Annotated in this window: 20 protein-coding genes; 12 read left to right on the top strand and 8 right to left on the bottom strand. The window is 55.0% G+C overall.

Annotated elements, in window-relative coordinates; genetic code table 11:
- The first annotated feature begins 211 nt into the window (after positions 1-211).
- The 5 genes from PHI30_RS08180 (at position 212) to PHI30_RS08160 (ending at position 6,124) form a co-directional block, all read left to right on the top strand.
- Positions 212-1,303, top strand: coding sequence for an Ldh family oxidoreductase (locus tag PHI30_RS08180; RefSeq protein ID WP_300026404.1), 1,092 nt, complete (start codon positions 212-214; stop codon positions 1,301-1,303).
- Between the two features lie 573 nt (positions 1,304-1,876).
- On the top strand, positions 1,877-2,920 hold the full coding sequence (locus tag PHI30_RS08175) for a TRAP transporter substrate-binding protein (protein ID WP_300026402.1): 1,044 nt from the start codon (positions 1,877-1,879) through the stop codon (positions 2,918-2,920).
- A 36-nt stretch (positions 2,921-2,956) separates the two neighbouring features.
- Positions 2,957-3,448: a TRAP transporter small permease gene (locus tag PHI30_RS08170; RefSeq protein WP_300026400.1), complete on the top strand. Its 492-nt coding sequence runs from the start codon at positions 2,957-2,959 to the stop codon at positions 3,446-3,448.
- On the top strand, positions 3,445-4,725 hold the full coding sequence (locus PHI30_RS08165; RefSeq protein WP_300026398.1) for a TRAP transporter large permease: 1,281 nt from the start codon (positions 3,445-3,447) through the stop codon (positions 4,723-4,725). Before PHI30_RS08170 ends, PHI30_RS08165 begins: the two co-directional genes overlap by 4 nt.
- 190 nt (positions 4,726-4,915) lie before the next feature.
- Positions 4,916-6,124, top strand: a complete 1,209-nt coding sequence (locus PHI30_RS08160; RefSeq protein WP_367186358.1) for a hypothetical protein — start codon at positions 4,916-4,918, stop codon at positions 6,122-6,124.
- Positions 6,125-6,236: 112 nt separating this feature from the next.
- Here PHI30_RS08160 and PHI30_RS08155 read toward each other — a convergent pair whose 3' ends face one another.
- From PHI30_RS08155 to trxA, 3 genes are read right to left on the bottom strand one after another with little or no spacing between them, the layout of a single operon-like run.
- Positions 6,237-7,934: an FAD-dependent oxidoreductase gene (locus PHI30_RS08155; protein WP_300026394.1), complete on the bottom strand. Its 1,698-nt coding sequence runs from the start codon at positions 7,932-7,934 to the stop codon at positions 6,237-6,239.
- A complete protein-coding gene (locus PHI30_RS08150) occupies positions 7,931-8,254 on the bottom strand; it encodes a rhodanese-like domain-containing protein (RefSeq protein WP_300026392.1) in 324 nt (107 codons plus the stop codon). The genes PHI30_RS08155 and PHI30_RS08150 overlap by 4 nt, the downstream gene beginning before the upstream one ends.
- Positions 8,251-8,559 carry a thioredoxin gene (gene trxA, locus PHI30_RS08145; RefSeq protein WP_300026390.1) on the bottom strand — a complete coding sequence of 103 codons (309 nt, stop codon included), beginning with the start codon at positions 8,557-8,559 and terminating at the stop codon, positions 8,251-8,253. The genes PHI30_RS08150 and trxA overlap by 4 nt, the downstream gene beginning before the upstream one ends.
- Positions 8,560-9,242: 683 nt before the next feature.
- Here trxA and PHI30_RS08140 point away from each other — a divergent pair.
- The 7 genes from PHI30_RS08140 (at position 9,243) to PHI30_RS08110 (ending at position 16,719) form a co-directional block, all read left to right on the top strand.
- On the top strand, positions 9,243-9,929 hold the full coding sequence (locus PHI30_RS08140; RefSeq protein WP_300026388.1) for an amidohydrolase family protein: 687 nt from the start codon (positions 9,243-9,245) through the stop codon (positions 9,927-9,929).
- A 93-nt stretch (positions 9,930-10,022) separates the two neighbouring features.
- Positions 10,023-11,177 (top strand): substrate-binding domain-containing protein, encoded by a 1,155-nt coding sequence (locus PHI30_RS08135; RefSeq protein WP_300026386.1) that lies wholly within the window; start codon positions 10,023-10,025, stop codon positions 11,175-11,177.
- Positions 11,178-11,275: 98 nt separating this feature from the next.
- A complete protein-coding gene (locus tag PHI30_RS08130) occupies positions 11,276-12,763 on the top strand; it encodes a sugar ABC transporter ATP-binding protein (RefSeq protein ID WP_300026384.1) in 1,488 nt (495 codons plus the stop codon).
- A gap of 16 nt (positions 12,764-12,779) precedes the next feature.
- On the top strand, positions 12,780-13,754 hold the full coding sequence (locus PHI30_RS08125; protein ID WP_300026382.1) for an ABC transporter permease: 975 nt from the start codon (positions 12,780-12,782) through the stop codon (positions 13,752-13,754).
- A gap of 3 nt (positions 13,755-13,757) precedes the next feature.
- A complete protein-coding gene (locus tag PHI30_RS08120; RefSeq protein ID WP_300026380.1) occupies positions 13,758-14,723 on the top strand; it encodes an ABC transporter permease in 966 nt (321 codons plus the stop codon).
- A gap of 88 nt (positions 14,724-14,811) precedes the next feature.
- Positions 14,812-15,987: an MFS transporter gene (locus PHI30_RS08115; protein WP_300026378.1), complete on the top strand. Its 1,176-nt coding sequence runs from the start codon at positions 14,812-14,814 to the stop codon at positions 15,985-15,987.
- Between the two features lie 18 nt (positions 15,988-16,005).
- On the top strand, positions 16,006-16,719 hold the full coding sequence (locus PHI30_RS08110) for a cyclase family protein (RefSeq protein ID WP_300026375.1): 714 nt from the start codon (positions 16,006-16,008) through the stop codon (positions 16,717-16,719).
- A 113-nt stretch (positions 16,720-16,832) separates the two neighbouring features.
- Here PHI30_RS08110 and PHI30_RS08105 read toward each other — a convergent pair whose 3' ends face one another.
- The 5 genes from PHI30_RS08105 to PHI30_RS08085 form a co-directional block, all read right to left on the bottom strand.
- Positions 16,833-17,906, bottom strand: coding sequence for a Xaa-Pro peptidase family protein (locus PHI30_RS08105; RefSeq protein ID WP_300026372.1), 1,074 nt, complete (start codon positions 17,904-17,906; stop codon positions 16,833-16,835).
- A gap of 5 nt (positions 17,907-17,911) precedes the next feature.
- The gene (gene pepT / locus PHI30_RS08100) at positions 17,912-19,165 is read right to left on the bottom strand and encodes a peptidase T (RefSeq protein WP_300026369.1); all 1,254 of its coding nucleotides are present in this window, start codon (positions 19,163-19,165) and stop codon (positions 17,912-17,914) included.
- Position 19,166: 1 nt separating this feature from the next.
- Positions 19,167-20,300 carry an aminopeptidase gene (locus PHI30_RS08095; protein WP_300026366.1) on the bottom strand — a complete coding sequence of 378 codons (1,134 nt, stop codon included), beginning with the start codon at positions 20,298-20,300 and terminating at the stop codon, positions 19,167-19,169.
- Between the two features lie 73 nt (positions 20,301-20,373).
- Positions 20,374-21,783, bottom strand: a complete 1,410-nt coding sequence (locus PHI30_RS08090) for a sodium:solute symporter (protein ID WP_300026362.1) — start codon at positions 21,781-21,783, stop codon at positions 20,374-20,376.
- A 451-nt stretch (positions 21,784-22,234) separates the two neighbouring features.
- On the bottom strand, positions 22,235-23,166 hold a 932-nt coding region (locus tag PHI30_RS08085; protein ID WP_300026361.1), incomplete at its 5' end, for an alanine racemase.

The following is a 23,166-nucleotide window of genomic DNA, read 5'->3' as shown; positions in this document are numbered from 1 at the left end:
TAGTTTTGCGCCGCCGTGAGACGCGCGTTTTTTTACCGAAACAAAGAGGCTTTGTGAAATATCCGCAAAAAGCGGAGGCAATTATTCGGCAGGCTGCGCTATTGACGAAGCGGGGAAGAGGGCATATAGTAAAAAATGCAGAGAGCGGGGGAGGGTGCTTTGACCCGGGGACTGCTCACGGATTCTATACAGAAAGTACGGGGTGAGTGACATGCAGTATCATCATGTAGCATATGAACAGCTGGAAAAGTTCTGTCGCGAAGTTTTCAAAGGGTATCACTTTACAGACGAGGAGAGCCGGCAGATCACGGACGTCCTGCTGGCGGCGGACCTTTCCGGAATCGAGTCCCACGGCATCCAAAGACTGATTCGGTATCATCAGGAGATCACCGGCGGTCTTGTCAAACTGGACGCGAAGCCGGAAGTCGTATTTGAAACGCCGCTGTCCGCGGTGATCGAGGGCAATGACTGCATGGGGCAGCTTCTGGGCGTCAAGGCGATGGAAATGGCCATCGCAAAGGCCAAGGAGCACGGATTCGGCATGATTACGGTCCGAAACTCCAACCATTACGGCATTGCGGGGTACTATGCAAAGATGGCGGTCAAGGAGGACATGATCGGCATGTGCATGACCAACACGGAGGCCATCATGGTGCCGACCTTTGGCCGTCAGGCGATGCTGGGCACGAACCCCATCGCCTTTGCCATGCCCGCGGACCCCGTTCCCTTTTCCTTCGACGCGGCCACCACGGTGGTGCCCCGGGGAAAGCTGGAGGTCTATGTCAAGCGCGGCAACGGATTGCCGGAGGGCTGGGCGCTGGACGAGACGGGCCACGACAGCACGGACCCGGAGCGGGTGCTCAAGAATATTATCGCCAAGGCCGGCGGCGGCATTTTGCCGCTGGGCGGCTCCGGAGAAAAGACCTCCGGCTATAAAGGCTATGGCTTTGCCATGCTCTGCGAGATCTGCACCGCCATCCTCTCCGGCGGAACGACCTCCAACTACATTTATAAGACGCCCGGCCGGGCCAACATCGCTCAGTGCTTCCTTGCACTGGATTACGGGATGTTCGGCGATAAGAAAGCCATCCGGGATGCGCTGGACACCTATTTGCAGGAGGTTCGGGACTCCGCCAAGGCAGAGGGGCAGGAGCGCATCTACATCCACGGCGAAAAGTCCGCGGAGGCAAGAGCACGCGTTTTGCATGAGGGCGTCTCTTTGAACGAAAAGACTTACGACGAGATGAAGATGATTGGCGCGTATACCGGGGCGCAGGCGTATCTGCCTGCCTATCAGGACTGAGGCGCAAGCGGAAGAAAAGCCGGACGGGGGATCCCGTCCGGCTTTTTCTGCGCCCAACGCGCCTGGGGGAGATTTCATTTTTCAATGTCAGATTTCAAATCTTATCATACCTGTCTGAAAAGTAGATCGGGCAAAATGACGCAAAACCAACTTAGATTTTGAGAAAAGTCCTGAATTATAAGAGAGATAAACGATTTCCCATACACAGACGGTCTGTTTTATAGACTAAAATTACATTGTCAAAAAAGCTGCTAAGATTTTAGAAATATTTCCGAAATTTAGAAAAAAGGGAAAAGCAACCTTGCTTTTACAAATTGACCATGTTACAATGAACAAACAAGGGAAGAGCAATCAAAAAATATTTAACAAAAATGATTGCTCTAACCGATTTTTTAGTATGCAAACGTGAAATAAAATTCCACGTAGCGGAAAAATCAGAAAAGCGGCGTGGAAAGGCACGTGGGAAGTGCCGGCTTTTTTGGTGAAGTGTAAACGTTTGCAACATGTTTCATTCAAACCCCGCATAAAAATAGAGGGTCTTGAATAACACAGAAAATTTAGGAGGAAACAAAAATGAAGAAGAGAATTTTGTCCCTGATTCTGGCGTCGGTGATGCTTCTGCCTCTGGTTGCCTGCGGCGGCTCTAAGACCGACGGCGCCGCCGGCACGACCGGCACTTCCGGTGCAGCCCCCGCCAAGGCGATTCCCCTGAAGGTTGCTACGTATTATGCGGATACCCATCCCACCAGCATCGCGCTGGAAGAGGTTTTCAAGCCCATGGTGGAAGAGGCCACGGAAGGCCGCTATACGGTTGAGCTGTACGGCAACAACGCCCTGGGCGGCGAGGCCGAGTTCAACGAAGGCGTGAAGATGGGCACCATTGAGATGTGCGTCACCGGCAACATCATGGGCGACCAGTATCCCGCTTTGTATGCCGCCGACTTCCCCTGGCTGTTCGACGACGTGAAGCAGGCTTCCGAGGTCAGCAACAACCCCGAGCTGACGGCCATGTTCCAAAGCGCGTTTGACCAGTGCAATATGACCTGCCTGGGCCTGAGCATCAACGGCAACCGCTGCGTCTCCAACAACGTCCATCCCATTAATACGCTGGCCGACCTCAAGGGCATCAAGCTCCGTCTGCCCGAGGCCGCTCACTATGTGGCAAACTTCAAGGCACTGGGCGCAACCACTGTCACCATGGGTCTTTCCGAGGTGTTTACCGCTTTGCAGCAGGGCACCATCAACGGCCAGGAGAACCCCCCCACCACCCTGCTCACCAACGGCTGGTATGAGGTTCAGCCCTATCTGGCAATCACCAACCATCAAATTTCCATGAACTTCGTCAACGTGAACACCAACTTCTACAAGAGCATGTCCGAGGCGGACCAGAAGGCTTTGCAGGAGGCTGTTACCGCGTTTGTCGCCAAGCAGCTGGAGCTGTATCAGGCCGGTATGGAAGCCGACGTTGAAACCCTGAAGGAAAAGGGCGTCGAGGTCACCTATCCCGACCGCGAGGAGTTCAAGAAGGCCGGCAGCGTCGTGATCGACGACTACTGCGCAAAGTATCCTGATTTTAAGACCGCTGTGGATAAGGTTCACGAGCTGCAGGGCGCCTGATCGAAATTTAGCGAAAGCTGATTGCGGAGAAAGTAAATGAAAAAAATAGAAAATGGCCTGTGGCAGGTGATCGACTGGTTCCTGTTTATTGGAACCCTTGCGATGGTGCTGCTGATTTTCATCAACGTGGTTGGCCGGTATGTGTTCAACTTCACGTTCGTCTCCTTCGAGGAGATTTCCCGCATCCTCTTTGTTTGGGGTACGTACCTTGGTTCCACGGTGGCGATCAAGGAGAGCTCCCATATCCGGGTGGATATTATCATCAATATGATCTCTCCCATGGCAAAAAAGATTGTGGACATTATCGCAAACCTCCTGATGGACTTCATCATGGTCATTACCATTAAGGCCATGATGACGCTGGTCATGGTGAACATCGCAAACCCGTTGCCGCTGACCCGGATCCCTTACGGCGTTGTGCAGGGGATCATTCCTCTTTCCCTGCTGCTGATGCTCATCGTCAATCTCGTCAAATTGGTGGAGCTGATTAAGCTGCGGCCCGAAAAGAAAGGAGGAGAGACGGTATGATTCTGGTAATCTTCTTAATTTCGATTTTTACCTTCCTGTTTTTGGGCATTCCCGTCGCCTTCTCCATTCTGCTGACGGTTTTCACCATGGCGGAATCCTCCGGCGTGACCAGCTTTGACATTGTGCCTTCCTACTTATACAGCGGCGTGAATAACTTCGCGCTGATGGCCATTCCGTTTTTCATTCTTTGCGGCGATTTGATGAACGCCGGCAACCTGTCCAAGGGCATCGTGGATTTCTGCCGCGTGCTGCTGGGCCATATTAAGGCCGGTATCGGATATGCTGCCATTCTCGCGTGCATGATCTTTGCCGCCCTGACCGGCGCGGCTGTGGTGACGGTTTCTGCCATCGGCGGCATCATGCTTCCCCTGATGATCAAGGAAGGCTATGACCCCGCCGACTCCACGGCGTGCGTGTGCGCCGGCGCCATCACCGGACCCATCATCCCGCCCTCTCTGCCCATGGTCATTTTCGGTGTGCTCAGCGGTGTGTCCGTGACCAAAATGTTCATCGGCGGCGTGATTCCCGGCATTATCACAGGACTGATCTGCATGGTGGCGTGGTACTTCATGAACAAGAAGAGAAGCTACGCCATGCAGCCCAAGGCCACCCCCGCTCAGGTCTGGAAGGCCACCAAAACCGCATTCCCCGCACTGATGATGCCTGTCATCATGATGGGCGGCATCCTCGGCGGCATCTTCACTCCCACCGAGGCCGGTGTTGTGGCCTGCGTGTATGCGTGGTTCGTCTCTACCTTCGTCTATCGGAAGATGAACTTTAAGCTGCTCAAGAAGGTCGTCATCGGTTCGGCCAAGTCCAGCGCCGTCATCATGCTCATCGTGGCCACCTGCCAGGCACTGGCCATGGTCATCACGGTGGCGCGGATTCCCCAGGCGATTGCGGAGCTGATCAGCACCATGTCCAGCAACCCGATTGTGGTCATGTGCCTGATCAACGTGTTCGTCCTCATTGTGGGTCTGTTTATGGACGTGACCCCCGCTCTGACCATCCTGACGCCGATCTTCCTGCCCATTGCCACCAGCATCGGCATGGACCCGGTGGTGTTCGGCGTGACCATGATCTACGGCCTGGTCATCGGCCTGATTACTCCGCCCGTCGGCAACGTGCTGTACATCGGCATTGGCATTTCCAAGATCACGCTGCTGGATCTGCTGAAGCGAATTTGGCCCATGGTAATTTTGTATTTTGGCATCCTGTTCCTGATTACCTTGGTGCCGCAGCTGATTTTGTTCCTGCCAAATCTGGTTATGGGCTGATTGAGAAATCCATGCAAACACAAAAGGTCCAAAGAGTACATTCTGTTTTATAAAGTATTCGGTGGCGGAGGAATTTCCTCCGCCACCGAAGGCTGTTAAAATTTCTGATGAAAAGGTGATAAAAATGGGCGTTGTTAAGAATCTGTTACAGGACGTGGAAATCCCCAAATTTTACAAAGTTACCAATCATATGGAGGATACGCATATTGAGGACGTCGCGCAGGGTGTGCGGGATGCGTTGAAGCGGGAGGGTACGCTGGATCGGATCAAGCCGGGCAGCACCGTGTGCTTTACCGCGGCCAGCCGTGAGATCGCCAACAGTGTGCTGATTTTGCGGACCTTTGCCGAGGAGCTCAAGCGCATCGGAGCCACGCCCTATATCGTTCCGGCCATGGGCAGCCACGGCGGCGCCACGGCGGAGGGCCAGCGCGCGATTCTGGAGCATTACGGAATTACGGAAGAGGCCTGCGGCTGTGAAATTCACGCCACCATGGACACTGGCAAGGTGGGCGTTTCCGCCGAGGGTCTGGAAGTGCGGCTGGACGCGTTCGCGCTCTCCTGCGACTACATTGTTCCCGTGGCCCGGATCAAGCCCCACACTGACTTCCACGGCCCCTTTGAAAGCGGCATCATGAAGATGCTGGCCATCGGCCTTGGCAAGCAGTATGGCGCCAGCATCTGCCACATGCGCGGCTTTGACCTCATGCACATCAACGTGCCGTCCTTTGGCCGCACGGCGCTGAAAAACTGCAACATTCCCTTTGCCATCGGCCTGGTGGAAAACGCATTCCACCACACGCATACCATTCGGGCCATCCCCAATGAGTGCATTGAGACCGAAGAACCCGAGCTGCTGCTGCTGGCCAAGAGCCTGATGGCCACCATCCCCTTTGAGAAGGTGGACGTTTTGATGCTGGAGCAAATCGGCAAGGAGATCAGCGGCGACGGTATGGACCCCAACGTGGTGGGCCGGGCCTACAATTACCGGGAGAAGCCCTTCATTCATCGCATCGGTGTGCTGGACCTGTCCCCCAAGACCGGCGCCAACTTCAACGGCATCGGCAATGCGGACGCGACGACCCGCCGCATTCTGGACAAGGGCTCCTTTGAAGAGACGTATCCCAACGGCATCACCTCCATTACCGTGGAGTATATGAAAATTCCCTCCGTGATGGATAACGACAAGCTGTGCCTGCAATTCTGCATCCGCACCTGCCCCGATCTGGGGGAGCCGCTGAAGGTGCTGTGGACCAAGGATACGCTGCACATGGGCGAGTTCTATGTCTCTGAAAGCCTGCTGGGCGAGGTGGAGACCAACCCGGCCCTGACCACCGACGGCAAGATTTATGCGCCTGTATTCGATCAGGACGATAATTACACCGGCTTCAAAGCGGTGTAAAAGCGCGATTTGAAATAAAAACACCGCACGCTTTTGCGTGCGGTGTTTTTTTGATGCACAGGGAGAGAACTGCGCTTTAGTCGGGGGGAGAGTTCGCACAAAACCGGCGCTTTCAGCGGACGGGAATGCCGCAGGGGTGGGTTACCGCCGCGTCGCAGCGCTGCTCCCCCGCAATCAGGGAGTAAAAGCGATAGCCGCCGGAGAAGTTGTAGCAGGAGAAACCGTGCTGCGTCAGGATGCGGCAGGCGAGATAGCTTCGCAGTCCGCTGTGGCAGTTCACGTAAACCGGCTTGGAAGGGTCCAGCTCCTGCAAGCGCTCCCGCAGCGCATCCAGAGGAATGCATACGGCGCCGGGGAAGTGCCCCTGCCGGTATTCGCCGGGGGTCCGGACGTCCAAAAGCGTCACGCTACCATCCGTCGGGAGAGACGGCAGATCCGTCCAATGATACTGCCGGAGCAAGCCGCTGCGCAGGTTTTCAATCATAAAGCCCGCAATGTTCACGGGGTCCTTTGCGGAGGAATAGGGCGGCGCGTAGGCAAGGTCCAGCTCTTCCAGATCCGCAGAGGTCATACCGCCGCGAATCGCGGTGGCGAGGACGTCGATGCGTTTGTCCACCCCGCCGAATCCCACGATCTGCGCGCCGATGATTTTTCCGCTCTCCGGTAAAAACAGGGTTTTGATGGTGAGATTGGCGGCCCCGGGATAGTAGGCTGCGTGGGAGGAGGAATAGGTAACTACCTTGTCATACCGCATTCCCGCGGCCTTTGCGGCCTTTTCGTTTAAGCCGGTGGAGGCAACGGTCATGCCGAAGAGCTTGATGACGGAGGAGCCCTGCGCGCCCGAGTAGCGGCTCTCTCGCCCGCAGAGATTGTCTGCCGCGATGCGGCCCTGCTTGTTGGCGGGGCCGGCCAGCGCCACCAGCGCGGCGTCTCCTGTCACGGCGTTGCGAATTTCCACCGCGTCGCCCACGGCATAAATGTCCGGGTCGGAGGTTCTCATGTGTTCGTCCACCGCGATGGCGTCCCGCATGCCCAGCTTCAGCCCCGCTTCCTTGGCAAGCTGCGTCTCCGGAACCACGCCGATTGCCAGCAGGACGAGGTCTGTTTCTAAGGAACAGCCGCCGGAGAGCAGGACGCGGACCCCGTCCGGCGTATCCTCATAGCCCTGAACCGGCGTGTTCAGACGCAAATCCAGCCCCTCGCCCCGCAGATGCGCGTGTACCTGACAGGCCATGTCGTAATCCAGCGGCGGCAGGACCTGCCCACTGCGCTGCAAAAGCGTGGTGGAGATCCCAAAATGCATCAGGTTTTCCACCATCTCCAGCCCGATGAAGCCTCCGCCCACGACGACAGCCCGCCCCACGGACCGGGATTCCAGATAGGTGCGGATGCGGTAGGTATCCTCCACCGTCCGAAGGGTCATGACGCGGGGGCTGTCAATGCCCGGCAGGTCCGGGCGCACAGCCTTTGCGCCGGGGGAGAGGATGAGCTTGTCGTAGGATTCCGCGTACTCGCTGCCGTCCTCTAACCGGCGCACCCGGACGACTTTTGCCCCCCGGTCAATGGAAAGCGCCTCGTGGCGAACGCGCACGTCGATACGAAAACGCTGGCGAAAGCTTTCTGGCGTTTGCAAAGTCAGGCTGCCCTTGTCGGAAATGATTCCGCCGATGTAGTACGGCAGAGCGCAGTTGGCGTAGGAGACAAATCCGCTCCGCTCCAGAAGGACGATCTCCGCCTGCTCATCCAGCCGCCGCAGCCGGGCGGCGGCGGTGGCCCCGCCGGCCACGCCGCCGATGATGACGACTTTCATGTGGCGCCTCCTTTTTCCCTCGCACCGCGGTAATGCATGATCCCGCCAATGTTGATGGCCTCATATCCGTGACGCCGCAGCCAGTCGCAGGCTCTGGCGCTGCGGGCGCCGCTGTGACAATACACGTAAAGGGGAACGTCTTTCCCGTAAGAAATGGATGAAAGCTGATCCAGCGGCAGATTGACGCTGTGGGTCAGGTGCCCTTGGGCGTATTCCTCCGCCGTCCGCACGTCCAGCAAGACGGCGTCGTCCGCTTTTTGAAAGTCGAGTTCGCCCTGCTGAATGTCCGGCGCGGGGGCAAACCAGGAAAAAAGACTCATCGCAGCAGTTCCTCCAAATCCTTTTTGGGACGAACGCCCACTGAGGATGCCACGGCCTTTCCGTCCCGGAATAAAACCAGCATGGGGATTCCCATGACGTTGAAGGCGGCGGCCAGTTCGGGCTGCTCATCCACATTCACTTTCCCGACGGCAATTTCCGGATGCTCTGCGGCCAAATCCGCCACAATCGGGGAAAGCATCTTGCAGGGTCCGCACCAAGGCGCCCAAAAGTCCACCAATACAGGCTTTTCGCTGGTCAAAACCTCCTGAGAAAAATTTGAATTTGTAATTGTGAGCACAGACATATGAAACCCTCCTGTTTCTTCATACCGTTATGATGTCACCGCTTGGGCCGCTCTGGCGCACAATTTGCACGAAGCGCCGCTGCCACGCTTTCCCAAGCGTTTGAGCTGATGGTTGCATGATAGCAAACCGTTGCGTCAACTTCCGTGATGAAGTCACCATAGGCCTGCCGCCCCCAACGCGCCTATTGTGTGCAGGAAGGACCGCAATACGCTGCGGGGGCGCTGCTTTCCTGGCAAAGTCGAGAAAAAGCGGGGTGCTTTGTATACAAAGAGGAATATTTCTGCCGAATATTGCAAAATGGAATCGAAAAAGCAAGCGGCTCAACTGGGGAAATCCAGGAAAGTGTGCACCGGTGGAAAAGCCCCCGGCACCAAACCAGTGCGCTACTTGCACAATGCAACACTATTCGAATTGGATAAAACGCACAAAATAGGCATGGTAATTTTTAAATTAAATGTAAAAATTGTCTTGCGCGGGGTTATGCATACTGGTATAATGAGGAACATGGCTGATTGGATTTTGTGGGTGTGTTGGTATTTACTGCACCGATAAGATGACCATTCATGCTTAAATACGAAAGGGGAAGGATATGATATAAATGGGCGTAATGATTGATTCTCATGCGCATATTGGCGCTTCCTGGCTGAACAATATAAAAAATCCGTTTCCTCCTGAAAGACTGATGGAAATTTATACAGAGCTGGGGATTCAATATGCCTGTATCAGCACTTGGGATATTCTCAATGATATCCCCCGGGGAAATGAAGATGCTTACAGCGTCAGCCGGAAGGACCCCCGCTTTATTCCGTATGTAGTCTGCTGCCCGTTGCAGGAATCCGAGTCGGTCGGGCAAATCAAGAAATACGTAGGAGACTGCGGATTTAAGGGCATCAAAATGCATCCCACCATCAACGGATACAGAGTGGACTCCTTAAAGATTATGGAGCCTGTGATGAAGCTGGCGGCGGAGTACAATGTCCCCATCATGTTCCACGGGGAGCATGACGGCTTTGGCAGCCCCTATCAGTTCGCGACGCTTGCGGAAGCCTTCCCCGAGGTGACGATCATCGTTGCCCATTTCTGCCACAACATGTGGATTGACGCCATCGAAGTGTGCAGGTCTCATAAAAATATTTACTTGGATACCGCCGAGGTTTGCACCCACAACTTTAAGGTGGAGCGGGCGATCCGGCTGTGCGGAGCGGATAAAATCATTTTTGGCACGGATGCTCCCTGCACGGATATTCAGTCTCACATGGCAATTATTCAAAACATCAATACCTATTATCCCGGGACCACGGATCAAGCGGGTATCGACAATATCATGGGCGGAAATATTGCCAGACTCCTGCATTTGGATCGGAAATAAGCGCGGTCTGCCGCCATCAAATCAAGTAATGATATGCCGGGCATGCATCCGCATATTATTATATATTATTGGGTATCGAAAGGGGAAAATCTGATGAAGAGAAAGAAAATCACTGCCATAATCCTGACACTCGCTATGGTTATGGGCCTCGCTGCCTGCGGAGGCAGCTCGAACTCCAGCAGCCCCTCCTCCAATTCCGGCAGCGCCGCTTCCGGCCAAGATGCGAACTCCGGCGAAAAGACCTATAAAATTGCGCTGAGCAACTCTTATCTTGAAAACGGCTGGAGACAGGAAATGATCGCAAGCTGCGAGCTGATGGCAGCGACAGATCCGTACTATGAAAACGTGCAACTCGATGTTTACAATACAGACAACACGGTAGAAGCCCAGGTTGCGTCTTTGGAGTCCCTTATGGAAATGGGCTATGACGCGTTCCTGATCGACGCCTGCTCCGACAGCGGACTGAACAATGTGATCGATCAGGCGGTTGCGAAGGGAATCGTATGCATTACCTTTGACTCCAATGCAACCACGGACAGCTGCTACACCATTTCGCTGGACTATGATGCCGCTTTCGGCCTTGTAGGCGCGGTTATTTGCGAAGCAATCGGCGGCAAGGGCGACATCGCAATGGATCAGGGCATTTGGTCCACCTCCAACGGCCAGGCCATGCATGACGGCGCGCTGAAGGGCATTCAGCATTTCCCCGACGTGAAGGTCGTTGCCGAGTATGAAGGCGAATGGAACGACGGCCTCAACCAGGATAAGGTCAGCACCATTCTTGCCACCCAGCATCTGGACGCGGTCATCGGCGAATCCCATGCCGCGAGCATCATCAAGGCATTCAAGACGGCGGGCCTTGAGCCGGTTCCCACCTCCGGCGACGTTTACAACATGAATATGTGCGAGCTTTACTACAACGATCTCGTGGGCGGCTGCGTAGCTACCTACACCGGCCTTTCCATCATTGCCATGGATACCGCGATTGATATTCTCAACGGCAAGGTTCCCGACTCCAAGCAGATCGTGATCGTTCCCGATGCCAACATCGTCAACGCTGACAAGATTGGCGTAGACAAGGTTGAAAAGTGGGCGAAGGAACTCGGCGCTACATATGTGCTGGTTAAGGAAGGCGAAAACTTCTCCAAGGATTGGCCCGAACAGTTCATGTGGCCCTGCCTCCCCGCAAGCTATCCGCGTCAGTTGTCTGCGCAGGCTGTGATTGATTACATGGCAAGCGTGTTCTAAGAAAATTTCCAAAAAAAAATACTTTTTAACAATAGGTTGCCCGTAAAGGCAACCTATTGTTAAAAAAGTTAGAATGGTTACACCAAAAGGAGTTTTTCATGGCAGATTTTGAAATGCGTGGAATATCCAAGAGCTTTGGAAATGTACATGCTCTTGTTGATGCGGATTTCTCAGCGAACAAAGGGGACATCATGGGTCTGCTGGGTGAAAACGGCGCGGGAAAAAGCACCCTCATTAAGGTGCTTGCCGGTGTCGTAAAAGCAGATTCCGGAGAAGTTGAGCTCTTTGGCAAACCCGTTGACCACACAACGCCCAAAGCGGCAATGCGCGCCGGTATTCGTGTTGTTCATCAGGAGCTGAGCCTTGTTCGCAGTGCAACGGTCGCTGAGAATATCTTTATTACCGAAGATGAAAAGACATTTACCAGAAAGACCTTAAAAGATTTGAATAAGCGAGCGCAGGAGCTTTTTGAAAAAATTGATGTGGACGACCTCGATCCCTCGGCGTATGTCAATACGCTTCCACTGGCATCCTGTCAAAAAATTGAGATTATTAAGGCGCTTGCCTTTGATTTTGACGTTTTGGTTCTCGATGAGGCCACGTCGGCACTGACGGAAAAAGACGCAGAATGGCTGTTTAACCTCATGGAAAAGCTGGCGGCGCAGGGAAAAATTCTAATCTTCATTTCCCACCGATTGCAGGAAGTAAACCGCATCTGTACCAGGATTATCGTTTACAGAAACGGCACGGACGTGAAAGTGGCCGATAAGGGAGAACTGAGTACCGATGAAATTGTAACGGAAATGCTGGGACGTAAGATGTCCGGCTATTATCCGGAGAAGGAAAACCTGATGCAGGACACGGTTGTGCTGCATGTGGAGGACATCAGAAACGAGACCCTGAACGGGATCAGCTTTGATCTGCACGCAGGCGAAATCCTCGGCGTCGGCGGTCTGTCCGGTCAGGGCCAGACCGCGCTCTTTGAAGCGCTTTATGGCGCAGCCAAGTATACAGGCGCCATCGAAGTCGGCGGCAAAAAAACGCGTATGACGCATCCGTCCGTTGCCCTTGCAAACGGCATCGCGCTGGTACCGGAGGACAGAGCAAATCAGGGCCTGGTACTTCCGCTTTCAGTAAAGGAAAATATTTCACTTGCATCTTTAAGTGAGTTTGTGAAAGGAGGTCTTTTGAATTTCAAAGCGGAAAACGCCGCAGTTGATGAAATGATTAAAGAACTCCAGATAAAGACCGATACGCCGGAAGTGCCTGTCGTGAATCTCTCGGGCGGAAACCAGCAGAAAGTGGTATTGGCCAAGCAGCTTCTTGCCAAGCCTGACATCTTGCTGATGTACGACATTACCAGAGGCGTTGACGTGGGTACCAAGCGCGAAATGTTTAATCTCATGGTCGAGCATTGCAGAAAGGGAAAGGCCGTTCTGTTCTTCTCAACGGATACAGAAGAGCTTACCCACATGTGTAACAGTGTTTATGTGATGTACGAGGGCCGTTTCAAGGCGCATCTGAAAGACGATGAAATCACGGCAGAAAACATCATCCGCGCCTCCGTGGGCGAATCCGCTGTTTGATATTTGGGAGGTACATATGTTTAAGAAAGAGCCAAACAGGCTTCCGCTTCCGAATATTACTCCGGACGGAAAACGCATGTTTATATCCTTGATTATTTTGGCTGTGCTGCTCATTGCCACCGGCATCGTTATGCCCAGTATGATCAGCATTTCAAGATTTTCAAGCATCACCAACGGGCAACTGACGGTTTTGCTGGCAAGCCTTGGACAGACGCTTGTGCTGCTGATTGGCGGCATCGATTTGTCAGTCGGCGGCGTGATCTGCATTATCAATTCTCTGGCTGCGGTGGCAATGCCGGAAAGCGGGCTGGGGATTATCCTCTTTTGCTTGGGCTGTGTGGCCATTGGACTTGCCATCGGCGGCTTTAACGGCTTCATTGTTACAAAATTCAATGTGCAGCCGTTCATTGTGACCTTTACGGTCAACTATATTCTGCTTGGAATCTCTCAGCTGATTCTTGGCAGAGACGGCGGCGCGCCGGCCAAGGCCTTTACAAAGGTGCTGATGGCCAGCTTTGGCCCGGTTTCCCTTGGCGTGATCCTCGTTGTTTTTATCATTGTCATGTGGACCTTGCTCAGAAGAACCAAGTTTATCCGTGATGTATTCGCGGTAGGAACCAATGCCAAGGCAAGCGCAATGAACGGCATTAATGTTGTAAAAGTGAAGCTGATTGCGTTTGCTATTTCCGGCGGCTGCGCGGCTCTCGCGGGTCTCTGGCGCACGGCACAGCTTGGGTCCGGGTCTCCCACCGCGGGCAATGCGCTGACAACGCCAACCTTGACAATCGCGGTGATCGGCGGAACAAGTATGATGGGTGGTATCGGCGGTATGTATGGCACCGTGGTTGGCGCGTACATCCTCCGCATTATTTCGGACCTGCTGACCTTCCTGGGGACGAAGTCCTTCTGGTCTACGGTATTCCAGGGGATTTTCCTGGTAGCGACAGTGGTCGTTTGCTCTGTAATTGATAGAAAGAACAGGAGCAAGTAATATATGAGTAAGAGTAAATTGTTTATGGAGAAGAACGGCACGACAATTTCCCGTTACTTCATTGTCATCATGCTGTTTATGATCATCTCCATCCTTCGTCCCGGCTTTTCAAGCGGCTCTCACGTGAAGGTATTGCTCCTGGAAGCCGCGATCATCGGTATCGCCGCAATCGGGCAGACGTTCGTTATCTTGACCGGCGGCATTGATATGTCGGTTCCATGGCTCTTTACCGCAGGCGCTATGGCAGCCTACGTTTCCGGCAGAATGGAAAACGTCAACTCGATACTGATCATTCTGGGCATCCTGCTCGGCGGGTTTGCCCTTGGCATGATCAACGGCGTAGCCGTCGCGTATCTCGGCGTTCCCTCCATTGTAATGACCATAGGCTTAAATACGATTCTCCAAGGCTCCGTAACGGGGCTTACTTCGGGCGCTGTGAACGGCGCCGCACCCAATATCATTTATACCCTGGCTACCGGCTCCATCTTCAATATCTCCTATGGGTTCATCCTCTGGATGGGGCTGACTGCAATCGTGATGCTGATATTGAGAAAGACCAAGTACGGGCGGTCCCTCTATGCGCTGGGCAACAGCAGAGGCGTGGTCTATTTCTCCGGCATTAAGCGGCAAAGGGTTGAGGCGCTGGCTTACGGGGTAAGCGGTCTGTTTGCGGCGCTTGCGGGCATGCTGATGGTTGGCAAAACCGGTTCTGCCTATCTTGGTATGGGGAACCCGTTCCAGTTTGAATCCATCGCAGCAGTCGCGCTTGGCGGCGTGTCCATGGCGGGCGGCAGCGGAAGCTACATGGGAACGGTTGCCGGTTCTATGACCATTGCGGTCCTCTTGGCGGTGCTGACGGCCCTGAACCTTTCACCGGCACTGCAGCAGATTTTCTACGGATTGATTCTGTTTGTGGCAATCCTTGCCGCAACGATTCAGAACAACAGAAAAATGAGTTCCAAGCTGTAATGATCGCCTGAAACGATCCGGTCCGCATCCGTGGACCGGATCGTTTCAACCGAAAGAATGGACGCTCGTTTAATTTCCGGAAGTGAAGATGATGAAAGTAACACAAAAAAACAAAGTGGTTTTGCTGCTGGCCGCGGTGTGCTTTTGGTTTGCGCAGTATGTGTATATCCCATTCCAGACACCGTATCTCACGGCCATGGGAATGACCAGTCAGGCAGTCGGAATCGTTCTCGGCGCATATGGCGTGTCTCAAATGCTGCTGCGGCTTCCAATCGGTGTGATGGCGGACATCGGCGGTACCCATAAGCGGCGGATCGTCATTGGCTGCTTTGCCTCCGGCGGGGCCTCTCTCGTGCGGATTCTGCTGGATACCGGCGGGGGATATTTCGTTGCCAACCTGCTGTCCGGATTGGCCAGCGCCATGTGGATCTCGTTTATGGTCCTGTATATGAGTTATTATTCCGGGGAGGAACAGCACACCGCCACCAGCCACCTGATTTTGTGCAATAATCTGGGCATCTTGCTGGGCTTTGTGACCAGCACGCTCTTTTACGATCTGGTTGGTATGCGGGTGATCTGTGCGTTCAGCGTGGCGGCGGGGGTGCTCGCGATGCTGCTGGCCATGCAGCTGCGGGAGGCACCTGTGGTCCATGGGGCGCTGGGACTTGGAGAGCTGCTGGCCGTGTGCAAAAACAAAAAACTGCTGCTGTTTTCCGCCCTGGCGCTGATCCAGCAGGGCCTTCAGATGTCCACGACCATGTCCTTTACCACACAGATTGTCCGCAATCTGGGCGCTTCCACGGCGATGGTGGGCGTTTCCTCCATCGTCTATATGATCGCAGCGGTTTCTTCGGCGAGATTCGCAGCCTCCAAATTCTGCACCAGACTTGGCCCCCGGTTCTGGATACCTGCTATTTTTGGCGCCATGGCCGTCTATTGCGTGCTGGTGCCCAACATCGGCTCCATCCCGGGGATCTGCGCACTGCAGCTGATTCCCGGTCTGGCCACCGGTATCCAGTACACGTTTTTGACCTCTGAGGCAATGCAGCAGATTGAGCCGAAGAAAAAGTCCACGGCCATGGGCTGCTATCAGGCGATCTACGCGCTGGGCATGACGACATTTCCAGTGCTGTGCGGGCAGGCGGCAGAGCGAACCTCCATGGGTACGGCCTATCATCTGATGGCCGGTACCTGCATCCTCGGAATCATGGTTGCGGGCGGTTACTATCTTGCAAAGCGAAAGAAAAGAGTCTCAATTTCATAGAAAGAGGTGGATTGCGTAATGAGCCTGGAAAATTTACAAGAGGCGCTGCGGGACATGGACGTGGTGGAACTGGGCCAGTATCTGGAGGACGATATGCCGGCGCATCCCAGCCATTCCAAGTTTTATAAGGTTCGCTGGCACGGGCTGCAGCTGGGGGACGGCTGCAATGACTTCCAGCTGATTATGAACGAGCATAACGGCACCCATGTGGACTCCTTCGGCCACTATATCAACAAGCCCGGATTTGAAATGATCGACCGTGTGCCGCTTATAAAGCTGTGCGGGCCCTGCGTCACAGTGGATGCCTCCTTCCTGAAGGAGCATGAAACACTGGAAAAGGCGCATCTAATGGCATGGGAGGCTGTCCACGGCCCCATTCGGGAGGGGGACGGCGTGCTGTTTGACTTTGGATGGATGCGCTACTGGGCTCTGCGGCCCAATGACCGCAAGTTCTGCCATGATTATCCGGGCGTGGGGGAAAGCGCCGCCGCCTATTTGGTGGAAAAGAAGGTGCGGATGGTAGGCGTGGACACCCTGTCTGTCGATAAGGATATGGCCGGTACAGACCCCGCCCACAATGCGCTGCTGTCCCACAAGATTCCGGTTGTGGAGAATCTGCGCAATTTGGATCAGCTCCATGATCGGCGGGGATATTTCGTGGCGCTGCCGCTGCTGATTCGGGACGGCTCCGCCTCTCCGGTGCGTCCTGTGATGCTGGTGGACCGCGGGTAAATCGTTGCGCGCCCTTGCACGGGCTGAATTTGAGCGTGAAACGGATGTAGAAAAGCGGGCCTGCCTCCCAAAGGGAGACAGGCCCGTTCTTTTTTCGGCAATGCGGTGTGGCATTACCCCACGATTTGATAGTGCTTATCCACCCCATTCAAAATTTCGCAGCCGTCCTCTGTCACCAATACCAGATCCTCCACACGAACGCCAAATTCGCCGGGGAGATAGACCCCCGGTTCGATGGAGAAGATCATGCCCGGCTTGGCAATGAGGGGGCTGGTTTCACTGACGTCTCCCTTTTCGTGCTCCGTCTGCCCGATGAAATGGCCCAGCCGATGGGTAAAGTACGGACCGTAGCCGGCGGCCGCAATGTGATTGCGGGCGGCAATGTCCAAATCGCACAGAGGAACACCGGGACGAAGCATCTGCTCCGCAAGCTCGTTGGCGGCGCGCACCAGATCGTGGATGGCGGCGTACTTGGGAGCGGCGGTTTTGCAGAAAAGGGTGCGGGTCATATCGGAGCAATAGCGACCTTTCCGTCCGCCGATGTCAAGGACAATGCAGTCTCCGGCTTTTAGTACGGTTTGGTCCGCCTCATGGTGAGGGTTGGCGGCGTTGGCGCCGAAGGACACTATGGGCTGGAAGGAGACGGAGTCGCAGCCCTCCAAAACGTATTGGGCTGTAATATAGTCGGCAATTTCCCGCTCGGTCATGCCCTCTTTGATAAAGGCGGCCGCGCGCTCCATCACCCGGTCGTTGATCTGAGAGGCCGTGCGCATCAGCGCTTGCTCCGCCGCGTCCTTGCTGGCTCTGGCGTCGTCCACGCAATCCGAGGCCAGCACGCAGCGGCTGCTTGGGTTGTGGGCCATCAGCGGCAGCAGGAAGCGGGCGGGCCAATCCTTGTCAATGCCGATGGGCTTGTGGGCGTCCACGTGCTGTGCCAGCATGGTGAGATAGTCCTCCGTATCAGAGAACCAGACCTGCTCGCAGGGAAACGTCGGCACAGGGAACATCTTGTTCAAAAACAACGTATGCTGCCCGCTCTGCCGCAGGCAAAGGGCATACAGCCGCTCAAAGGGAAACACGTCATAACCGGTTAAATACCAGATGCTGTCGGGATCAGACACCAGCATCTGCTCCAGATCCATGGCCTTCATGGCCGCCAGCACGCGGTCGATTCGTTCCTGATACATTGCACTCAGCCTTCCTTTTTCAATACGATAGACTCCACAAGAGCGGGTGATACCAGATGCCGCACAGTTTTCACGCCGGTGCGCAGCGACTCCACCGGCGCGTACTCAAACCGTCCGTGGGCATTGTGCCCCGCGCTGGGGAGATTGGGGCACAGCAGCCCCTGATAGGTCAGCATGCACCCGTCGGTGCCGCCGCGAATGGGAGAGTGGGTGGGGTGGGCAATGCCGGCGGCCTTCATAGCCGCCTCTGCCAGCGCCACGATCTCCATGTGGTCCTTGAGCACCTCGTACATGTTGTAATACTGATCCTGCACGCGAAGCGCCACCGTGCCCTCGCCATACCGCCGGTTCATCTGCTTCGCAGCCTTTGAAACCGTGGCCTTGCGCTGCAAAAAGCGCTCCATGCTGTGGTCCCGGATGATATAGACCATACGGGCGGATTCCACCTTGCCATGCAGCTCCTGCAGGTGGAAGAAGCCCTCGTACCCCTCTGTATGACCTGGCGTCTCCAGCGCCGGAAGCAGGGCGTTAAACTCCATGGCCATCAGCAGGGCATTTTTCATTTTGTCCTTGGCGGTGCCGGGATGAATGCTGAATCCGCTCACCTGCACCTCTGCCATGGCCGCGTTGAAGGTCTCGTACTCATAGTCGGTGATATCTCCGCCGTCCAGCGTGTAGGCAAAGTCCGCGCCAAAGCCAGCCACGTCGAAGTTGCTGGCGCCCCGCCCAATTTCCTCGTCGGGGGTGAAGCCGATGCACAGCTTGCCATGGGGCGCCTGCTCCGCCAACAGCTCCTCCACCGCCTGCATGATGATGGCGATGCCCGCCTTGTCGTCGGCGCCCAGCAACGTGGTGCCGTCGGTGCAGACCAGATCCTGCCCCACAAACTTTTGCAGTTCCGGGAACATGGCGGCCTCCATCACGATGTTCTCCGCCTGATTCAACACAATGTCGCCGCCCTCATAGTGGATGATCTGGGGCTTTACATGGTTGCCGGTCATGTCCGGCGTGGTGTCCAGATGGGCAATGAGACCGATCGCGGGCAGATGCTCGCAGCCGGGGGTCGCCGGAAGCGTGGCATAGACGTAGCAGTGCGCGTCGCAAAAGGCATTGTCAATTCCCAGAGCATGCAGCTCCGAAACCAGCAGATGCGCCATGTCAAACTCCCGCTGGGCGCTGGGGGTTCCGCTCTGCCCGTAATAATCACTTTCACTGTAAACTTTTGCATAGCGCATCAGGCGCTGTTCTACCCGGTCCATATCAGTGCTCCTTCTCTTCCGGCATCAGGTTCTCGGGATTCAGGCACTTCAAATCCTCCGGCACGAAGAGACCGTCCTTGCGGATCAGCACGTCGTCAAACCAGATTTCACCGCCGCCGTATGCCGGCGTCTGGATCTGGATGAGATCCCAGTGGACGGCGGAATGGTTGCCGTTGGAGGTATTGTCGTAGCTGTTGCCCGGAGTCAGGTGGAAGCTGCCGGCAATTTTCTCGTCGAACAGGATGTCCCCGATGGGATGATTGATGACGGGATTCACGCCAATGGCAAATTCGCCAATGTAACGGGCCCCCTCGTCGATGTCAAAAATCTCATTCATATAGTCCGTGTTGTTGCTGGTGGCCTTGACGATTTTTCCATCCTGAAACTCCAGATAGATATCCCGGAACAGAAAGCCGTCATAAGGAGAGGGGCAGTTGTAGGTGATATGACCGTTCACGGAGTTTTTCACCGGCGCGGTATAAATCTCGCCGTCGGGAATGTTGTGGTTCCCGTGCATTCCGTAGCAGGGGATGCCCTGAATGGAGAAGGAAATGTCTGTGCCGGGAGAGACGATGCGCACTCGGTCCGTGCGGTCCATCAAGGCTTCCAGATGCTCCATGGCCCGACCCATCTTGTCGTAGTCCAGCAGGCACGCCTTGAAATAGAAATCCTCATACTCATCCGTGGAGACGCTGGCAAGCTGCGCCATGGCGTCGTTGGGATAGCGCAGAACCGTCCACTTGGTGTGGTTGCAGCGCTGGGAGAGATGAATGGGACCCCAGTAATACTGGCGGTAGCGGCGCTGGCTTTCATCGCTGACATTGTGCCATGCGTTGATGTTGGAGGTGGCGCGAATGTCAATGTAGGCGTCCATGTCTTTCATGCGCTCTAGCTCATAGGACGCAATTTCCTCCATGTGCTCCGCATCAGCGCCCTGCACCAGCGCACCCTCCACCGCGTAGTCAAAGATGTGGATGAAGGGCTTTCCGCCCACGGCGTAAGCCTCCTGCACCAGCGCCTTCATGAGCACGGTTTCACTGCCATGAAGCTCGATGAGAATTTTTTCGCCCTGACACAGCCCGACGGCGCTGCGAATCAAAAAGCGGGCAAATTTGCGAATACGGGGGTCTTCCATAGTAAACAAATCCTTTCTCGGTTGATTTTGCAGAAAAAGCGGGGCAGAAGAACACCTTCTGCCCCGCCGACAATTACTTCTCCCGATAGAGTGCTTCCAGAGAAAGAGCGTTGTCTTTCTTGGTTACGGCGGAAACAATCAGGATGGAGACAACGGAAACGGGAACTGCCACGATGGCACACTGAATGCCATAAGGCGTACCCATCAGCGTCCAGCCAATGGTGGCCACGCCACCCATCACAATGCCGGCCAGACCACCGGCGGGAGTGACCTTTTTGGAGAAGAGCGCAAACAGAATGGCGGGCGTGATGGCGGCGCCATACATGGTGTAGGCGGTCATCTGCAACTGCAACACCGTGGGGAAATACAGTGTCAGGGCAATGGCCAGCACGCTGAACACCAGAATGGTGCCCCGCAGCACCAGCATCTTCTGCTTGTCGCCGGCGTCTTTGTTGATGTACTTGACGTAAATATCGTTGGTGAGGTTTGTGGCGGAGGAGAGCAGGTAGCTGTCTGCCGTGGTGACGATAAACGCCATGCAGGCACACATGATCAACGCGCCAAAGGCCAGAGGCAGGTAATCCAGCGCCACCTGGAAGATCACGTTGGAGGGAACGTCCAGAGAGGGGTACAGTCTGGCGGCCTGCGTCACCACCGCGATGATGCTGATAATCACCAGCACCTCGCCGATAAACATGCCGATGTTGGACTTCTTGGCCTCAGAGCTGTCCTTTGCGGAAGCAAAGCGCTGGAGCATGTTCTGGTCGCCCAGCATCAATGCAAGAGAGGGCAGGAAGTAGCCAAGCAGCTGGATGGGAGTCATGCCGCCGGTGAGGGTGGTCTTTTCCACGGGGAGCACCGCGCCCTGTGCGTTGGCCACGGAAACCAGAATGGGAATGGCTGCAAAGAAGCCGCCAATCATAATGAGGGCGCTGAGGGCATCGGAGTAAGCAACGGACACCAGTCCGCCGCCCACAGTGATAATGGCAATCACGGCGGTGCAGATGACCAGCGCGGTGCCCTGCGTCAGCGCAATGCCGCTGGAAGCGCACAGCATCACCAGAATGTTTGCGGCCGCTTTCAGCTGCGTGGACAAAACGCCCACATAAGCAATCATCACGCACAAAGCGGAAATGACGCTTGCAGTCTTGCCATAGCGCGCTTCCATAATCTCGGGTACCGTGACCTTGTTGGACTTGCGCACCTTACCGGCAATGAAATACAGCAGAATAATGCCAATGGGAGGCGCGGCAAAGGTGATGGCGCCCACCCACGGGCCGCCGGTGTATACCACGCTTGCCGAGCCGGTGATGCCGCCGCCGCCGCACCAGGTGGCAAGCAGACTGCCGACCAAAATAATAAAGGGGATCTTGTGACCGCCGGTGACCATGTCATCCGCGGTCTTGACTTTCTTGTGAGCCAGTACCAAGCCGTAAATAATCAACAGCAGCAGGTAGGCTCCGATTGCAATGATATAACTCATAATCGGATTTCCTTTCCGTACAAAATATGTATTAAACTTACCGTAACTGGCGAAAAATGTCAAGGAATTTGGGCTGACTTTGTGGAAAGGCGACCCTAAAAAACGCTGCCTGTCAATTTTTTGGAAATTTTGGAGTAGCTGCGTCAATCCTCCTGCATATATGGAACGCCTTTGCTGCCGCCGCCCAAATTCCTCCCAAATGCCAGACGGGCAAAGCTTAAAACCTATATAAAGTTTAAAAAGCACCTGATTTCTTTGGAAATCAGGTGCTTTTTTGATTGCGGAGGCAGGACCTGGACCGATGATCTGCCATCGTGCCCGTAGTTATAAAAAACAAAATTCTAGTCTGCGGGTGTCCAACTTGCACTTGCGATTTGTGATACCACGGCAGTCGCCTGATGCAAAGAGTGGTTGCCCACGGTTTAAACAAGGCGTTCTAATGGCGTTTAAATCAGTAGGTAATTTTGCGGTTGCGTGCGGCAACATCCCAGTGCCCGGTTATCTCACCGTGTTCTACCACGGGAACAAAGGGATAGAGAGCGGTGCTGGGGCAGATGTGAGAAGGCATGACGAACAGCTCTGTACCAACGGGCGGAATCTCGGATTCGTGACCGGGAGCAATCTGAAAGACCCAATGCTCCTCGCTCTGCGCGATAGGTGCGGAGATATTCTCCATGCCGACGATGACGCCGCGGAGCACGCCGTCAGGATCGGCCGCGATGCCCTTATAGCCAAGGTCCAAAGTAAACGTACTGTCGGTAGGGCGGCTGATCACACGGGTCATAATAATGCCGGCAGGCGTGAACTCCATTTCCTGATAGTTCTTCCCATAGAAATAATCGTTCAGAAAGACCGTACCGGGAGCCATGTAAACACCGGGATACTTGGCATAGCAGGGGAAGGTGGGGGTGCCGCCCATCACTAGGGTAGAGCAGGAATAGCCGTCGGCAACAATTTGATCACGCAGCGCTGTGACTGTGGCGTGGATTTCTGCAGCCAACTGGGTGCGTTCGCGGAGGTCGGATTGGTGAATGTGACCGTCATAGACATGGAAGCCGTCAGGCGCTAGACCGTCGATGGCGGCAGCGGCTTCGTAGAAAGCAACGAGTTTATCGCAGGCGACGCCGGTACGATGCTGCCCAACATCCACATCTGCGAGAAAGCGGATTTTTGCACCGGCCTTTATGGCGGCTGCGCCTACGCGCTGCAACTGCTCCAGATTATCGCCGATGGACCAGAAGCGGACATTTGGGAAATCACGCTGCAGCGCAAGGAACCGAGTAACGTTAGGCCCAATCAGGGGATAGGCCAGAATGATGTCGGTTGGGCCGCAGGAAGCAACCATTTCCGCCTCGGCAATGGTTGCGCATTTAAAGCGGGTAA

The sequence above is a fragment of the Oscillibacter sp. genome, assembly GCF_028693505.1.
Taxonomy (GTDB): Bacteria; Bacillota; Clostridia; order Oscillospirales; family Oscillospiraceae; genus Oscillibacter.
The sequence above is the reverse complement of the archived record's forward strand: the minus strand, read 5'-3'. Positions and strand labels throughout refer to the sequence as shown.

Bases quoted from the DNA above. Each gene is read 5' to 3' on its own strand.
- PHI30_RS08115 (WP_300026378.1), top strand. From the start codon at position 14,812: ATGATGAAAGTAACACAAAAAAACAAAGTGGTTTTGCTGCTGGCCGCG.
- PHI30_RS08155 (WP_300026394.1), bottom strand. From the start codon at position 7,934: ATGAAAGTCGTCATCATCGGCGGCGTGGCCGGCGGGGCCACCGCCGCC.
- PHI30_RS08105 (WP_300026372.1), bottom strand. From the start codon at position 17,906: ATGTATCAGGAACGAATCGACCGCGTGCTGGCGGCCATGAAGGCCATG.
- PHI30_RS08120 (WP_300026380.1), top strand. From the start codon at position 13,758: ATGAGTAAGAGTAAATTGTTTATGGAGAAGAACGGCACGACAATTTCC.
- PHI30_RS08180 (WP_300026404.1), top strand. From the start codon at position 212: ATGCAGTATCATCATGTAGCATATGAACAGCTGGAAAAGTTCTGTCGC.
- trxA (WP_300026390.1), bottom strand. From the start codon at position 8,559: ATGTCTGTGCTCACAATTACAAATTCAAATTTTTCTCAGGAGGTTTTG.
- PHI30_RS08110 (WP_300026375.1), top strand. From the start codon at position 16,006: ATGAGCCTGGAAAATTTACAAGAGGCGCTGCGGGACATGGACGTGGTG.
- PHI30_RS08175 (WP_300026402.1), top strand. From the start codon at position 1,877: ATGAAGAAGAGAATTTTGTCCCTGATTCTGGCGTCGGTGATGCTTCTG.
- PHI30_RS08150 (WP_300026392.1), bottom strand. From the start codon at position 8,254: ATGAGTCTTTTTTCCTGGTTTGCCCCCGCGCCGGACATTCAGCAGGGC.
- PHI30_RS08125 (WP_300026382.1), top strand. From the start codon at position 12,780: ATGTTTAAGAAAGAGCCAAACAGGCTTCCGCTTCCGAATATTACTCCG.
- pepT (WP_300026369.1), bottom strand. From the start codon at position 19,165: ATGGACCGGGTAGAACAGCGCCTGATGCGCTATGCAAAAGTTTACAGT.
- PHI30_RS08135 (WP_300026386.1), top strand. From the start codon at position 10,023: ATGAAGAGAAAGAAAATCACTGCCATAATCCTGACACTCGCTATGGTT.
- PHI30_RS08090 (WP_300026362.1), bottom strand. From the start codon at position 21,783: ATGAGTTATATCATTGCAATCGGAGCCTACCTGCTGCTGTTGATTATT.
- PHI30_RS08140 (WP_300026388.1), top strand. From the start codon at position 9,243: ATGGAAATTTATACAGAGCTGGGGATTCAATATGCCTGTATCAGCACT.
- PHI30_RS08170 (WP_300026400.1), top strand. From the start codon at position 2,957: ATGAAAAAAATAGAAAATGGCCTGTGGCAGGTGATCGACTGGTTCCTG.
- PHI30_RS08160 (WP_367186358.1), top strand. From the start codon at position 4,916: ATGGAGGATACGCATATTGAGGACGTCGCGCAGGGTGTGCGGGATGCG.
- PHI30_RS08165 (WP_300026398.1), top strand. From the start codon at position 3,445: ATGATTCTGGTAATCTTCTTAATTTCGATTTTTACCTTCCTGTTTTTG.
- PHI30_RS08095 (WP_300026366.1), bottom strand. From the start codon at position 20,300: ATGGAAGACCCCCGTATTCGCAAATTTGCCCGCTTTTTGATTCGCAGC.
- PHI30_RS08130 (WP_300026384.1), top strand. From the start codon at position 11,276: ATGGCAGATTTTGAAATGCGTGGAATATCCAAGAGCTTTGGAAATGTA.